Annotated in this window: 13 protein-coding genes; all 13 read right to left on the reverse strand. The window is 38.1% G+C overall.

Translation table 11 applies throughout. The features are described from left to right. Window positions 1-71: 71 nt before the first annotated feature. A complete protein-coding gene (locus tag DLJ74_RS21015) occupies window positions 72-233 on the reverse strand; it encodes a fibronectin type III-like domain-contianing protein (protein WP_425454569.1) in 162 nt (53 codons plus the stop codon). A gap of 784 nt (window positions 234-1,017) precedes the next feature. After that, on the reverse strand, window positions 1,018-2,409 hold the full coding sequence (rlmD, locus tag DLJ74_RS06825; RefSeq protein ID WP_109983906.1) for a 23S rRNA (uracil(1939)-C(5))-methyltransferase RlmD: 1,392 nt from the start codon (window positions 2,407-2,409) through the stop codon (window positions 1,018-1,020). A 223-nt stretch (window positions 2,410-2,632) separates the two neighbouring features. Then, the gene (locus tag DLJ74_RS06830) at window positions 2,633-3,550 is read right to left on the reverse strand and encodes a diacylglycerol kinase (RefSeq protein ID WP_109983907.1); all 918 of its coding nucleotides are present in this window, start codon (window positions 3,548-3,550) and stop codon (window positions 2,633-2,635) included. Between the two features lie 232 nt (window positions 3,551-3,782). Continuing rightward, window positions 3,783-5,216, reverse strand: a complete 1,434-nt coding sequence (gatB, locus tag DLJ74_RS06835; protein WP_054861528.1) for an Asp-tRNA(Asn)/Glu-tRNA(Gln) amidotransferase subunit GatB — start codon at window positions 5,214-5,216, stop codon at window positions 3,783-3,785. After that, window positions 5,213-6,685 carry an Asp-tRNA(Asn)/Glu-tRNA(Gln) amidotransferase subunit GatA gene (gene gatA / locus DLJ74_RS06840; RefSeq protein WP_054861529.1) on the reverse strand — a complete coding sequence of 491 codons (1,473 nt, stop codon included), beginning with the start codon at window positions 6,683-6,685 and terminating at the stop codon, window positions 5,213-5,215. Before gatA ends, gatB begins: the two co-directional genes overlap by 4 nt. Before the next feature lie 12 nt (window positions 6,686-6,697). Then, window positions 6,698-6,988, reverse strand: coding sequence for an Asp-tRNA(Asn)/Glu-tRNA(Gln) amidotransferase subunit GatC (gene gatC / locus DLJ74_RS06845; RefSeq protein WP_109983908.1), 291 nt, complete (start codon window positions 6,986-6,988; stop codon window positions 6,698-6,700). A gap of 150 nt (window positions 6,989-7,138) precedes the next feature. Continuing rightward, a complete protein-coding gene (locus DLJ74_RS06850) occupies window positions 7,139-8,290 on the reverse strand; it encodes a CamS family sex pheromone protein (protein ID WP_109983909.1) in 1,152 nt (383 codons plus the stop codon). Further along, on the reverse strand, window positions 8,291-10,303 hold the full coding sequence (ligA, locus tag DLJ74_RS06855; protein WP_109983910.1) for an NAD-dependent DNA ligase LigA: 2,013 nt from the start codon (window positions 10,301-10,303) through the stop codon (window positions 8,291-8,293). A 16-nt stretch (window positions 10,304-10,319) separates the two neighbouring features. Then, complete coding sequence (pcrA, locus tag DLJ74_RS06860; RefSeq protein WP_245902289.1) at window positions 10,320-12,548, reverse strand: DNA helicase PcrA; 2,229 nt, start codon at window positions 12,546-12,548, stop codon at window positions 10,320-10,322. Window positions 12,549-12,579: 31 nt separating this feature from the next. Continuing rightward, on the reverse strand, window positions 12,580-13,263 hold the full coding sequence (pcrB, locus tag DLJ74_RS06865) for a heptaprenylglyceryl phosphate synthase (protein WP_109983912.1): 684 nt from the start codon (window positions 13,261-13,263) through the stop codon (window positions 12,580-12,582). Window positions 13,264-13,426: 163 nt separating this feature from the next. Further along, window positions 13,427-14,026, reverse strand: coding sequence for a YdhK family protein (locus DLJ74_RS06870; protein WP_425454570.1), 600 nt, complete (start codon window positions 14,024-14,026; stop codon window positions 13,427-13,429). A 24-nt stretch (window positions 14,027-14,050) separates the two neighbouring features. Continuing rightward, the gene (locus DLJ74_RS06875; RefSeq protein WP_109983913.1) at window positions 14,051-14,575 is read right to left on the reverse strand and encodes a CueP family metal-binding protein; all 525 of its coding nucleotides are present in this window, start codon (window positions 14,573-14,575) and stop codon (window positions 14,051-14,053) included. Between the two features lie 116 nt (window positions 14,576-14,691). Next, a partial coding sequence (locus DLJ74_RS20625) for a hypothetical protein (protein ID WP_219987220.1) occupies window positions 14,692-15,037 on the reverse strand: 346 nt, incomplete at its 5' end.

Below are 15,037 nucleotides of genomic sequence, written 5' to 3' on the forward strand. Positions count from 1 at the left end.
CAAGAATTATTCGAGTCAAGGGCATGTTTAATTTATATATATCCTGAATTGTTTAACGTGGTGCTAATCATTCATAATATCATCATTATGATAAATCTATTGGATGATTCGACAGCCATTAACCTTACGTTCCCATGTTCAACTGTCTGGTTCATGTCTAAATTCCAAATAGATAATTTTTCAAAACCTAGTTGTAACCTCACCCTCTTAGTTTTTCCGGCAGGTAGTGGCACCTAGCTCTTTTTTCCTCAAATCGTTGCACTCTATTTAATTTACGAAACCTTTATTATCATTTGTAAGGAAAATACTAAAATTCTAATTTTTTAAGAAATGTATTTGTCTGCTACTGTTAATAGTACATTTTGATATATATTCTCCATTTGATTGTGATAAAGTCCAAATATCACAATCATCTAAATCAAATTTCCATCCATACTCTAAAGTTGGTTCAGAGTCTAAAGCAAGAAATCAAAATCATACGCTACACGACCTTTAGCTAATTTGATAATAATATTTTCAAATCTCTCTTTATCAAAATACAAAACTTTTCCCTTTCCCCTTGCAAGCCCCATTCCACCGTATCAGTTAAAATAAAGTTTTGCTACGGAACCCCCATTATTAGACTTTTTCGGATCAAAAATGACCGTTTTTCGGACCTTTTTCGGCTGTTTTTTCACGTTTTTTTCGGAGTTGGAATAAAGTTTTGGTAATAGAATGAAAAAATAGGAGAGAAAAGATAGTGGAGTTAAGAGGGATAGAATAAAGAGAAAAATAGTGGATGAGTATTGATTTGTTATTGAATTGAATCATGGATGAGATATTGAAAAAACACAGTAATGACAAGAAATAACGGAGATAAGAATGATCGAATAAGATTCTTTCCTCCTCCCTCTTTACTCTATTATGGGCATGAAAAAACTCGGGCTCCATTTGAGGAAAACCCGAGAAATTATTAGATTTCTTATTGGAAAAGCAAATGTTTATTCTTACAGAATTGGTGGTGAAATTAGCAAGAGTTTATTTTTGATCTACAAAATCCAATTCCAACCAAACCACACATTCGATATGTGTCGTCTGCGGAAACATATCCACAGGCTGCACTTCCTTCGTCTCATAACCACCCTCATCCAAGATCTTTAAGTCTCTTGCCAATGTGGATGGATTACAGGACACATATACAATTCTTTTTGGCTTCATGTCAATCATTGCTTGCAAAAAGGATTCATCACAGCCCTTTCTTGGAGGATCGACAACAATGACATCAGGACGTAATCCTTGAGCTTTCCACCATGGCATAACCTTTTCGGCTTGCCCTACAAAAAATTCGGCATTTTCTATCTGATTTAGTTTTGCATTTTCCTTCGCATCTGAGATCGCTTCAGGCACCACTTCTACTCCATAGACCTTTTTCGCATTTTTCGCTAGAAACAAGGAGATGGTACCTATTCCGCAGTATGCATCAATTACTGTCTCTTTTCCTGTTAAAGCTGCATATTCTAATGCTTTGTCATATAATTTTTTCGTTTGGACAGGATTGACTTGGTAGAAGGATTTGGCGGAGATAGCAAAACGAATACCACCGATTTCGTCATAGATATAAGGGTCTCCCCAAAGCACCTTTGATTTCTTACCTAAGATGACATTCGTCCGTTCAGGGTTGATATTTTGCACGACTGACTTTACTTCTGGATATGTTTTCACTATCTCATCTACAAGCTTTTCTAATGCCGGTATTTTTTCCTTCTTCGTTATAAGAACAATCATCGTTTGTTTAGTTTCTTGACCAGAACGAACCATAATATGTCGTAATAGACCACGATTTTTTTCTTCATCATAGGCAGAGATCCCCAGCCTGTTGGCAATCTCTCTTACAGCATCAATCATTCGATCATTGACTTCATCGGTAATGATACACCGTTCCATATCATCGATAATATCATGGCTTCTTTTGCGATAAAATCCTGTAATAAGCTCGCCATTTTGCGATCCAACAGGAATTTGCACTTTATTCCGATAACGCCATGGATCCTCCATTCCGATTGTTGGATGGATAGGAATATCCACTATATGCCCAATCTTTTTCAGTGCATTTTGCACCTGGTTTCTTTTCATTTCTAGCTGCATCTCATAGCTCATATGTTGTAGCTGACAACCACCGCATTTGTAATAAACATTACAAGGAGGGTCTACTCTTGCAGGACTTTCTTCGACCGTTTCTACCAATTTACCAAATCCAAAGTTTTTCTTTACATTAATCACCTTTACTTTGGCTTTTTCACCTGGTAGAGCGTATGGAACGAATAATGGATAGCCTCCTATCTTTCCAACACCTGCGCCTTCATGTGTTATATCTTCAAATATAAGCTCCACCAGCTCATTTTTCTTTACAGGAGGTGTTTTTTTCGTCATTTTATCTACATCCTTCTTGGAGATATATTTGTTGTCTGATCGTATGCTGTCAAAATTTTATCATAGTAAGAAGTAAATAGGAAATTCCTTGTCTAAATTCATCATTTCCTGGGAAATAATTACCTCATTCGTAGAAACATTAGATGCGTTAGCTTTCCTTATCCTTTATAATTTCCTAACGTATAAAAAATACGACATCTATCTTATAGACATCGTATCCTTCCTATTCTGTAATTTGATCCTGTTTTTCGATAAACTCTTTCGAAACAAAAAATTCAATATGACGATACAAATTGACAAATTCACCAGGCAATAGCCCACCATACTCCCCATCTAAATTCAACTGCATTTTCTCTTCTGAGTGTACTTTAATTCGATTGGCCTTTGTATAGAAAATATGTTTGTCTTCTAAGTGAGCTCCTCTTGTCGCAAGGGTAGCAATACGAATAAATTCTGCTAAATTCGCTTTTTTAAGAATTACTAAATCAAAATATCCGTCATCCATTTTCGCTGCCGGTGCTAGTTTTTCAAATCCACCAACAGAGTTTGTATTTGATACTAAAAATAACATGATTTCTTCTTCTAAAACCTTACCATCATATTCAATTTTTACTTTCGTTGGCTTTAGTGAAGGAAGCATCTCAATTCCTTTTAAATAATAAGCTAGCTGACCAAGCATTGTTTTAAGTTTACTTGGCACCTCATAAGTAAGCTCTGTCAATTTACCTCCACCAGCAATGTTCATAAAGTATTGGTCATTCACTTTTCCAATGTCAAGTGACCTAACATTATGTTCTAAAATCACGTCAACCGCCTTCTGAATTTCCCTTGGGATCCCGAGCGCACGAGCAAAGTCATTCGTCGTACCAACTGGAATAATTGCAAGTTGAGGCCGATAATCCTGTTCAGCTATACCTTGTACTACTTCATTAACCGTCCCATCTCCACCAGCAGCTATGATTAGATCGAATTTTTGTTCCACGGCATATCGAGCAGCTTGAACCCCATCTCCTTCACATGTGGTGGCATGTGTCGATGTTTCATAACCTGCTTGCTCAAACCTTTTCAATACTTCCGCTAGTTCTCTTTTAAACACTTCACGTCCAGAAGTTGGATTGTAAATAATACGCGCACGTTTCATGTTCATATCTCCTCTTAAGTAAACCTTCTATCTTACATCATAAGCGATTTAATCATAATTGCAAAGAAAAACTACTATTTTTTGTAAGTGCCCAGACAAGTTGACGTTTATACAAGTATTATCTCTAAGGTTGTGTTCAATATTATTTTTGCTTCGATGAGTACTTTATCAACATGTAAAAAGGACTGAGCGACTATGCCACAGTCCTTCTTCTTTCGCTATCAGACATGGATTATCTTTTGTCGATTTCTTCTTTAATGATTTTATTTACCATTGGTGGGTTTGCTTGGCCTTTGGTAGCTTTCATTGTTTGACCAACTAAGAAGCCAAGTGCTTTATCCTTCCCATTTTTGAAGTCAATGATAGATTGCTCGTTCGCATCAAGAATTCCGACAATAATTTCACGAAGCTGACCTTCATCTGAAATTTGTACAAGTCCTTTTTCTTTGACGATTTTTTCTGGATCTCCGCCTTTGTCTACTAATTCAGCAAAGACCTTTTTAGCCATTTTGGAGGATATCGTTCCATCCGCAATCAACTGTATCATTTTCGCTAAAGCTTCTGGTGTCATCTTTAAATCTGTAATTTCGATTTGATGTTTATTCATATATGCTGAAACTTCACCCATTAGCCAGTTAGAAGCTTGCTTAGGATCTGCTCCTGCGGCAATCGACGCCTCAAAGAAATCAGACATTTCTATCGTACTTGTTAACACTCCTGCATCATAGGAAGGGAGATCTAATTCCTTCACATATCGTTCTCTACGTGCATCTGGTAGTTCTGGAATTTCTGCACGAATTCTTTCCTTCCATGCATCGTCAATATAAAGTGGTACAAGATCTGGCTCAGGGAAATAACGATAATCGTCAGAACCTTCCTTCACACGCATGAGAATGGTTTCTTTTGTTTGTTCATCATAACGGCGAGTTTCCTGTAGAATTTCCCCACCATTTAATAGTACTTCTCGTTGACGCTTTTCTTCGAATTCTAAACCTTTTTGCACGAAGGAGAAGGAGTTTAAATTTTTCAGCTCTGTTTTTGTACCAAATTCTTTTTGGCCAACTGGACGAATAGAAATATTGGCATCACATCGCAGTGAACCCTCTTCCATTTTACAGTCAGATACTCCTGTATACTGAATAATATTCTTTAATTTTTCAAGATAAGCGTAAGCCTCTTCTGGTGTACGAATATCTGGTTCTGATACGATCTCAACAAGTGGCGTACCTTGTCGATTATAATCGACTAATGAATAGCCATCATCATTATGTGTTAATTTTCCAGCATCTTCTTCTAAATGAAGGCGGGTAATTCCTATTTTCTTTTTCTCTCCATTCACTTCAATTTCGATCCATCCGTTTTCCCCAATAGGTTGATCGAATTGTGAAATTTGATAGGCTTTAGGATTATCTGGATAAAAATAGTTTTTACGATCAAATTTGGTATCTGTTGCGATTTCACAGTTAATCGCCATTGCTGCCTTCATCGCATAATTTACTGCTTCTTCATTTAAAACTGGTAAAACACCAGGGTACCCTAAGTCAATTGGGTTCACATTAGCGTTCGGTTCGGAACCAAATGCATTGGGACTTGGACTAAAAATCTTAGAATTCGTCTTTAATTCCACGTGAACCTCTAAACCAATGACTGTTTCGAAATTTGTCATGATAGGTCACCTCCTAGGTTAGGACGTCTATTATGATGATCGGTAGCTTGTTCAAAAGCATATGCCGTACGATAAATCGTGGACTCATCGAAATGTTTTCCGATAATTTGTAGTCCAATTGGTAATCCTTCACTTGAAAACCCACAAGGTATGGAGATGCCCGGAACACCTGCTAGGTTTACTGGAATAGTTAAGATATCATTTGCATACATGGTTAAAGGATCATCTATCTTTTCGCCAACTTTAAATGCTGGTGTTGGAGTAGTTGGGCCAACAATCACGTCATAGTCTTCAAAGACTTTTTCAAAATCATTTTTGATTAATGTCCGTACTTTCTGAGCTTTTTTGTAGTAAGCATCGTAATATCCAGAGCTTAAAGCAAACGTACCAAGCATAATACGACGTTTTACCTCATCTCCAAACCCTTCAGATCGTGAGTATTTAAACATATCTAACATATCAACACGCTTTTCTGTACGGACACCATAACGTACCCCATCAAAACGAGCTAAGTTCGCACTAGCTTCTGAAGAGGAAAGAAGATAATAAGCAGCTACAGCATATTTAGAATGTGGTAAGGATACCTCTTCCCATGTTGCACCTAATTCTTCGTATTGTTTTAAGGCTGCTAATACAGCTTCTTTCACCTCTGGATTAACCCCTTCTTGCAAATACTCTTTTGGTACCGCAATACGTAATCCTTTTACATCCTGCTTTAAAGCATCACTATAATTTGGGATATCCACATTGGCAGAAGTAGAGTCCATTTTATCTTGCCCAACAATGGCCTGTAATAAATGTGCATTGTCTTCTACCGTACGAGTAAGTGGTCCAATTTGGTCTAGTGAAGATGCAAATGCAACTAATCCAAATCGTGATACTAAACCATATGTAGGCTTTAAGCCGACCACTCCACAAAATGCAGCAGGTTGACGGATAGAACCACCAGTATCAGAGCCTAATGAAAAGAACACTTCACCAGCTGCAACAGATGCAGCTGAACCACCACTAGATCCACCTGGAACATAATCTGTATTCCATGGATTGCGTGTTTTCTGGTAGCTAGAATTTTCATTAGATGAACCCATCGCAAATTCATCCATGTTTAGCTTACCAACAGTTACTGTATTCTCTGCTTTAAGCTTTTCCACAACGGTAGCATCATATAATGGATCATTTAGGTTGTCCAAAATTTGACTAGCACATGTTGTACGCAAGCCTTTTGTTACAATATTGTCCTTGATTCCAATCGGAAGTCCGTATAAAATCGATGCATCAGAGCCTAGTTTTTCGTCTAGTTCTTTTGCTTGTTTTCTAGCTTCTTCTTCATTCAAAGTAAGAAATGCTTGGATTTTGTCATCTACTTCATGTATGCGAGTATATGACGCATCGACAAGATCGCTAACTGTAATTTCTTTATTATGTAGCTTTTCTTGTAATTCCTTTAATGTATAATCGAAAAGTGACACTAGCCTTCCTCCTTAATCTAAAATAGACGGTACTCGGAATTGACCATCCTTTTGATCTGGTGCATTCTTAAGTGCATCCTCTTTACTAATCCAATCTCTCGGCTCATCCTTACGCATCACGTTTTTTAAGTCTAATACGTGTGTTGTTGGCTTTACATTCTCCGTGTCTAACTCATTCAAGAGCTCTGCGTAATTAATAATATCACCTAGTTGTTTAGTCATTTTCTCTACTTCTTCGTCAGTTAAAGCAAGGCGTGCTAAATTAGCAACATGCTTTACCTGTTCCTTTGAGATATCTGCCAAAATATTCACCTCCAAAAAAAGTCCCATTTATAAACTGATTGAAAAAATCCAAAGCGCCAATGATAGGCGCTAAGAATCTACAAATACTAAAATCCATAAGGTCTATTTTACCATTAAAACACTAATTTCAAAACAGATTTGTATCATAATTTAGTTATAGATATGAACAAACCCTTCCTCTTCACCCGCTTCACGAACAATTAGTGCCTCTTGATTTTGACCTGAGGTAATATTGATCTCCAAATTATAATGATTCGGAAAGCCAGATAGAACCAAGCCATAAACATATTGGGTAAAACCGATTAACTCTGACTTCCCATAGAAGGAGACTGGTATATCAATCGTTAAATCTCTCAATTCTTCACCTTGATAGAAGCCTTTTCCTATCACACTTACATAGTTAGGAAAATAGGAAGCAACATCTGCTTCAAAGTCTGATAAGGTTGCGGAAGTATCTGAATAATTTTTCTCGGCATTGTTTGAAGGAAACAGTACATAGTTCTCATCCACTTCCTTCCAATCTCCTATTGATGATTCATCTCCAGCTATATTCGTTTTGGCGACAAAGTTACCTGGTACGAGTGAGCTTTGTGGAGCTTCCCGATAAATCATCATCATGACAGGAACCTTCTCCAACCCTTCTATCTCTCTAATTCTCTTCAACACTTCATCCGCTATTTTATTTGCTTCACTTAACATTTTGTTCTTTGATATCTCCTGGTAGTAATAAGGTCCGCCGACTTCTGTTTGAAATCGATAAACAGATTTCATGGCGATCGCAATCGAAATCCCGGAAAGCTTCACCATTTCACCATCTGTTTTCGTCAAGTAATTTTGTTCCACAATATGTGATAAGTATTTTGGATTTTTTCTCTCCGCTTCTTCTGATGTCTCACCCTCACCCAATGCAGGATTTAAACCAAGTGGATGCTCTTCTTTATCATAGCGTTCTAGCCATGAATAAAGTATATCCTCTGTCAAATATTGGCCTTCTTGAAAGAAATACTTGTCTGGGTCATAAACACTAGTGGAATGTCTCCGCAATCCTTCCTCTAACTCATCAATATCTAATCGATTGGATACTTGGTTGGTGATAACCCCTCGAGCCTGACTAAGACTTGAATCGACTAAGACACGATAAGTATCTTCTGATAAATTATGTGTCGGAATAATCGCTGTTTCCTGTTCCGCTTCTTCCGTTGAATCATCTACTATCGTTTCCTCAGGATCTTCTCCAAATTGTGGCGCACAACCTGCCAGAAGAAGCACGATGATTAACAGACTATACTTGATTCTATTCATTTATGCTTCCCCCTCTAAAACAGTTTGTAGCTTTTCCTCGTCCCATACCTGAATCCCGAGCTTATTCGCTTTATCTAGTTTTGATCCTGCATCCTCACCGGCAATGACAATATCTGTTTTTTTACTAACACTTCCTGTTACATTTCCTCCGAGGGACTCAATCTGTTGTTTTACTTCCTGACGAGTATAGATCGACAATTTTCCAGTTAAAACAATCGTCTTACCAGCAAATACTGCGTCTTCTGCAACATCTGTAGCCTTTGGTCCCTTATAGGTAAGATTCAATCCTAGGTCCTTTAGCTCTGTTAAAAGATATTGTACCTTATCATCTTCAAAGTAACGCACAATAGAATCAGCCATTTTATCTCCGATTTCATCGACAGCTGTTAATTCTTCAAAGGATGCTTGTTGTAAATTCTCCACTGTTTCAAAATGTGCTGCTAATGTTTTGGCAGCTTTCGATCCAACATAGCGAATTCCAAGCCCGAATAACAACCGCTCCAAGGAATTTTCCTTTGATTGTTCAATCGCTTGAAGCAGATTCGAAACGGACTTTTCTCCCATTCTTTCCAGCTGGAGTAGCTCTTCTTTTTCTAATCTGTATAGATCTGCAATTGTATGAATGAGCTTCTCACGGAAAAGCTGTTCCACCACCTTTTCTCCAAGCCCATCAATATTCATAGCAAGTCTTGAAACGAAATGTATCAAGCCTTCCTTCAGTTGGGCAGGACAATTCGGATTGATACATCTTAAGGCAACCTCTTCCTCTAATCGAACAAGCTCATTACCGCACGACGGACATTCAGTTGGCATCGCAAAAGGTTTCCCTTCCTCTATTCGTTTATCCATCACAACACGAACAACTTCTGGAATGATGTCACCAGCCTTTTTTATAACCACTGTATCCCCAATACGAATATCCTTCTCTTTAATTAGATCCTCATTGTGTAAGGAGGCCCTTTGCACAGTAGTACCTGCAACTTTCACTGGTTCAAGGATTGCCGTCGGAGTTATCACACCAGTTCTACCGACACTCAATTCGATATCGGTTAATTCCGTTACCGCTTCTTCTGCTGGAAATTTATAAGCAATAGCCCAGCGCGGACTTTTCGCTGTAAACCCTAGTTGCTCTTGTGCTTCTAAGTTATCTACCTTGATAACAATTCCATCTATATCATAAGAGAGTTCTGCTCGTTTTTCTACCCAATTCTCAACATATTCTAAAACCTCTTCGATGCCCTCACATTTTCGCCATTCTGGGTTTGTCTTAAACCCAAGCTGTTGTAAATAAGTAAGACGCTCACTATGTGTGCTAAGCTCACCTGATTCCCATTCTCCTACTGCATAGAGAAATATATCAAGGTTTCGTTTGGCTGCAATTTTAGGATCTAGCTGTCGAAGCGATCCTGCAGCAGCATTTCTAGGATTAGCAAACGGTTCTTCCTCCATCTGTTCTCTTGCTTCATTCAATGCTAAAAAGGACTTTTGTGGCATATAGGCTTCCCCGCGTACTTCAATCGGATTGTCATCCTTAATTTTTAACGGAATACTACGGATAGTTTTTAAATTATTCGTAATATCTTCACCAGTTGTTCCATCACCACGTGTTGCTCCTTGAACAAAAAAACCATTCTCATATCTTAAAGAAATCGCCAGACCATCAATTTTTAATTCACATACATATGTTACTTTGTTTACGTCTAACCCTTCACGTACTCGGCGATCAAAATCCTTTAAATCCTCTTCGTTAAAGGCATTGCCTAAGCTAAGCATCGGCACACGATGAGTCACTTTTTGAAACCCTTCTAACGGCTCACCTCCGACACGTTGGGAAGGAGAGTCTGGGGTGATCAAATGAGGGTATTGCTCTTCTATTTGTTTCAATTCTTGCATTTTTTGATCATATTCGGCATCAGGCACACTAGGTTTGTCTAAAACATGGTATTCATAATTGTATTGTGCTAACACCTCGCGTAAGCTTTCTAGCTTTTTTTTCGCCTCTTGTTCGGTCATTGAGACACCCTCCTTCTTATCCTTTCGTAATCGGAGCGAATTTTGCCAATAGTCGTTTAATTCCAGTTGGTGCTGGGAAAGCAATATCTAACTCCAATCCTTCCCCTTCCCCATTCACTTTAACAACAGTTCCTTGTCCCCATTTGTTATGCTTTGCTTTATCGCCAACCTTCCACTCCTGCTTCTCGCCACCACTTGTTTGTTGTACGATTCTTCTTGGTTTACGTTTTGGCTGATCAAACGGAAGCTCACTATCCTGGATATCTACTCGGTTAAAGCCAAACATAGAATCTTCTACTTGTTCTTTTCCTTCTAACAGTTCTTCAGGAATTTCATTAATAAAACGACTAATAGGATTCATATTGGTTCTACCAAATAGTGTCCGCATTTTCGCATGAGAAACATGCAGTAATTCTTCTGCTCTAGTTATCCCTACATACGCGAGCCTACGTTCTTCCTGCATCTCCTCTTCATCCATCATCGATCTACTATGTGGAAAAACATTTTCCTCCATTCCGATTAAGAACACGACCGGGAATTCCAAACCCTTCGCTGCATGTAATGTCATCATAGTGATTTTATCATCTGCAGTTGGGTCATCATCCATACGGTCAATATCAGAGATTAAGGCTAAATCGGTTAGAAAATTAACTAAGGTTTTGTCTTCATTTGTCTCTTCAAAGTGCTTCGTAACTGTTTTAAATTCCTCAATATTTTCAAGTCTTGTTTGGGCTTCAATACTTCTTTCATTGATTAGCATTTTCTCGTAACCTGTCTTCTCAATTACCTCTTCCACCATATCTGTAGCAGTCAGAAATTCCTGCTGTTGTTCCCAATTTTTAATCATTTGACCAAATTCTATTAAAGATTTTGCCGCTTTGGCACTAACACCGACAAAGTCTACCTCCTGCACAGCTGTATATAAGGAAATATCATTTGCCGCAGCATATGCTTGTAATTTATCAATCGAGGTCTTGCCTACTCCTCTTTTCGGTTCATTGACTACCCGTAAAAAGCTAATATCATCTTCAGGATTGACGATGAGACGTAAATAAGCGAGCATGTCCTTTATTTCTTTACGATCATAGAATTTGGTTCCCCCGACCATCTGATAGGGGATATTTGCTTTCATAAAGGTCTCCTCAATCGCACGGGACTGTGCATTTGTTCGATAAAGGATCGCAATATCCTTATGGGAGTATTTCCCTTCACGAATATATTCTTCGATCTTTTCTGCAACAAACAATCCTTCCTCTCGTTCTGTGGAAGCATGGAAATAATGAATCTTATTTCCTTCCTGGTTGTCCGTCCATAAGTTCTTCGGTTTTCTTCCAGTATTATTTTCTATCACTTTATTAGCAGCTTGCAAAATAGATTTTGTCGAACGGTAATTCTGCTCCAACATGACTACCTTTGCAGTTGGATAATCTTTTTCAAAGGAAAGGATGTTCGTGATATCTGCCCCTCTCCATGCGTAGATAGATTGGTCAGAATCCCCAACAACACAAAGATTCTGAAAACGTGCTGCAAGTTGTTTTACCAAATAATATTGGGCATGGTTTGTGTCTTGATATTCGTCCACATGAATATATTGAAAGCGTCGTTGATAGTACTCTAGAACTTCTGGAACACGGTTAAATAGATGAATAGTTTGCATAATCAAATCATCAAAATCTAATGCTTGGTTTTTCCTTAATCGTCTTTGGTATTCTGCATACACCTCAGAAATTTGTCTACTGTAGAAATCTGCAACTGATTCTGCATATTTTTCTGGTGTAATCAGTTCATTTTTCGCACTGCTTATCGCTCCTAGAAATGCTCTAGGCTCGAATTTCTTCGGATCTAAATTCTTCTCTTTTACGATATTTTTTATGACGGTTAATTGGTCACCACTATCTAAAATCGTAAAGTTTCGACTGTAGCCGATACGATCAATATCTCTTCTTAAAATACGGACACACATAGAGTGAAAAGTGGAAACCCACATATCATTACCAACAGGGCCCACTAAAGCCTCCATCCTATCCTTCATTTCCCTTGCTGCTTTATTCGTAAAGGTAATCGCTAATATACTTCTGGGGGATACTTCTTTTTCATCCAATAAGTATGCTATCCGGTGTGTCAATACTCGGGTTTTCCCACTTCCCGCACCTGCCATGATCAGTAATGGGCCCTCTGTATGTTTGACAGCCTCTTGTTGTTCTTTATTTAAACCATTGAGTAGGTTATGCTTGATCGGACTCAATGTTAACACCATCCTTTTATTTCAGAAAAAATTACTTCTTAACTGCTTTGACTGTCTTTAATGCTTCTTTTGGGTTTTCATAGATGGCATTTCCAACAACAATCATATCGGCAAATTGACTCATTTCTTCTGCCTGGGATTTTGTTGAAATACCTCCACCATAGATAAGCTTGGTATTTGATAATTGATTGCTTATCGCTTCAACGAGATTGGGATCTCCATATTTGCCACTATACTCTACATAATAAAAAGGTAATCGAAATAAATGTTCAGCCATCCTCGCATAAGCAATCGCCTCATCTTCTGTAGGGAGACTACAATCTGTATGCTGAAATACCTTTGATTCGGGGTTCATGATACAATATCCTTCTGCATACATTTCCTCCCAATTAATGACATCTCCATATTCCACAACTGCTTCATGCTGTTTATCCACTAGCCATTTTTTATTTTGACTGTTAAGCACCATTGGCACAAAATAGTAATCAAAGCCTGGAGTTACAGATTCTAGATTCGAAATCTCTAAAATAACTGGAACGGAGTAGCGACGAATATAGCTGAGCAACTGTAGTACTCCATCTAATGTCACTTCATCTGTTCCACCAACTATAATCGCATCTGTTCCTGATTCACAGATTTGATCCAACACCTCATCTGAAATATCCTTTGCTGGATCTAGTTTGAACACATGCTTCCACTCATCCATATTATACACAATAATTAATCCTCCAATAATGACGATTCTATATCCATTATTTCATTATAGCAAAAATCCCGTCCATTTCAGAGTGATATAGAGAAGAAAGAAGGAAAAAATCTGAGGATAGTTCCAGGCTATAGGAAACCCCCACTAGTAAAGTGAGGGCTTAAAAATTATCCTATTCTACTGGAGAAAGCTCGTCTTCCGTCACCCATTTGTGATTTTTGACTACTTTCTTCGTTTCTGTATCTTTATAGCTAACCATATAAACAGTGGTATTTTGTGCAGAGTCGATTGTAGCATTCGCTCCATCCATGCCATTCATATGATCTGCCTCGAGAACCACCTCATCTCCTTCAGCGTATGGCGCTTCCTCTGCATTTTCAAGTTCTTCATGGATCACCCATTTGTGATTTTCTACTTTTTCACCACCAGTCGTTGGCTTGTAGGTTACTGCATAAACTGTAGTGTGATAGGCACCTTCAATTGTTGCTACAGCTCCATCCATTCCTTTCATATGTTTTGCACTCATTATCGCTTCACTTCCAAGAGGATATGTCGGATTATCCTCCTTCGCTAGATTTTCTGGAACTTCTCCTGAGCTAGAATGATCCATACTAGCATGTTCAGTAGAATCTGATTCCTTTTCCTGCTGGGATTCTTCATTCATATTAGAATCATTCTTTGTGTCACTAGGCTCTGTCTCATTATTTCCACCACAACCTACTAGTAAAAATACCATAAAGGTAACTATCGTTATTAGTATTTTTTGATTCAAAACTATACCTCCATTATTATTGACTTATATTAATTGCATAGTGGTGATGCAAGTATTGTCACCATCGAAAGTAGTAATTTTAGATTCCGCCATTTTTCCGTTATGTTCAATTTTCACCTCGTATGTCTTATCCCTCTTCAGCCAAAGATCAAGGAATCCATTTTCCAAAGATGTCATTCTTTCATTAATGATTACATTTCCATCTTCATCCATAATATGTACTTCGAATTCTTCTTCCTTCAGCTCTCCTTGACAGCCAGTTAAGCTGTGATTTTCACAAGGATGAGTGTTTTGTATAAAAGGAGCAATCGAAACAAAAAATTCATCATTAGGCAGTTCATAAGTAGCTTGGTTTTTATTACCATTTGTCACAATAAGCTCCTGGGAGGTGATAGAAGCGGACAGATCTTCAAAATCTCCTGCACTATAGCGTTCTACCATTTCTTTAATATCCCGTGGTTCTTTTTCCTTTGAAGCCTTATCATCACATCCCACCATTGCCAAACTAAGCAACATTATCCACATTATAACCACTATACTTCTTTTCATATACTTCACCCCTAATGTTTCTTATTCTCTCCTACTATTATCCGGTCCATAGTTGCTTTGGTCAATCTATAGGGGGCTATAGCTATTGGGAATTAATAAGGACTTGCTGTCTGTTATCATTTAGATGAAAAACATTTTGTGGGTCGGACTGGCCGGAGGTGTGCGTTATCCCTTGGATAAAGAATATTTCGGACAGGCGGTAGCTTAATATGTACGTTATCTCTTGGATAAAGAACATTTTGGACAGGCGGTAGCTTAATATGTACATTATCCCTTGGATAAAGAACATTTTGGACAGGCGGTAGCTTAATATGTACGTTATCTCTTGGATAAAGAACATTTCGGACAGGCGGTAGCTTGATATGTACGTTATCTCTTGGATAAAGAACATTTTGGACAGGCGGTAGCTTTGATATGTACGTTATCTCTTGGATAAAGAACATTTTGGACAGGCGGTAGCTT

Origin of the sequence: Gracilibacillus dipsosauri, from assembly GCF_003176895.1 — a bacterium.
GTDB classification, from domain to species: Bacteria; Bacillota; Bacilli; order Bacillales; family Amphibacillaceae; genus Gracilibacillus; species Gracilibacillus dipsosauri.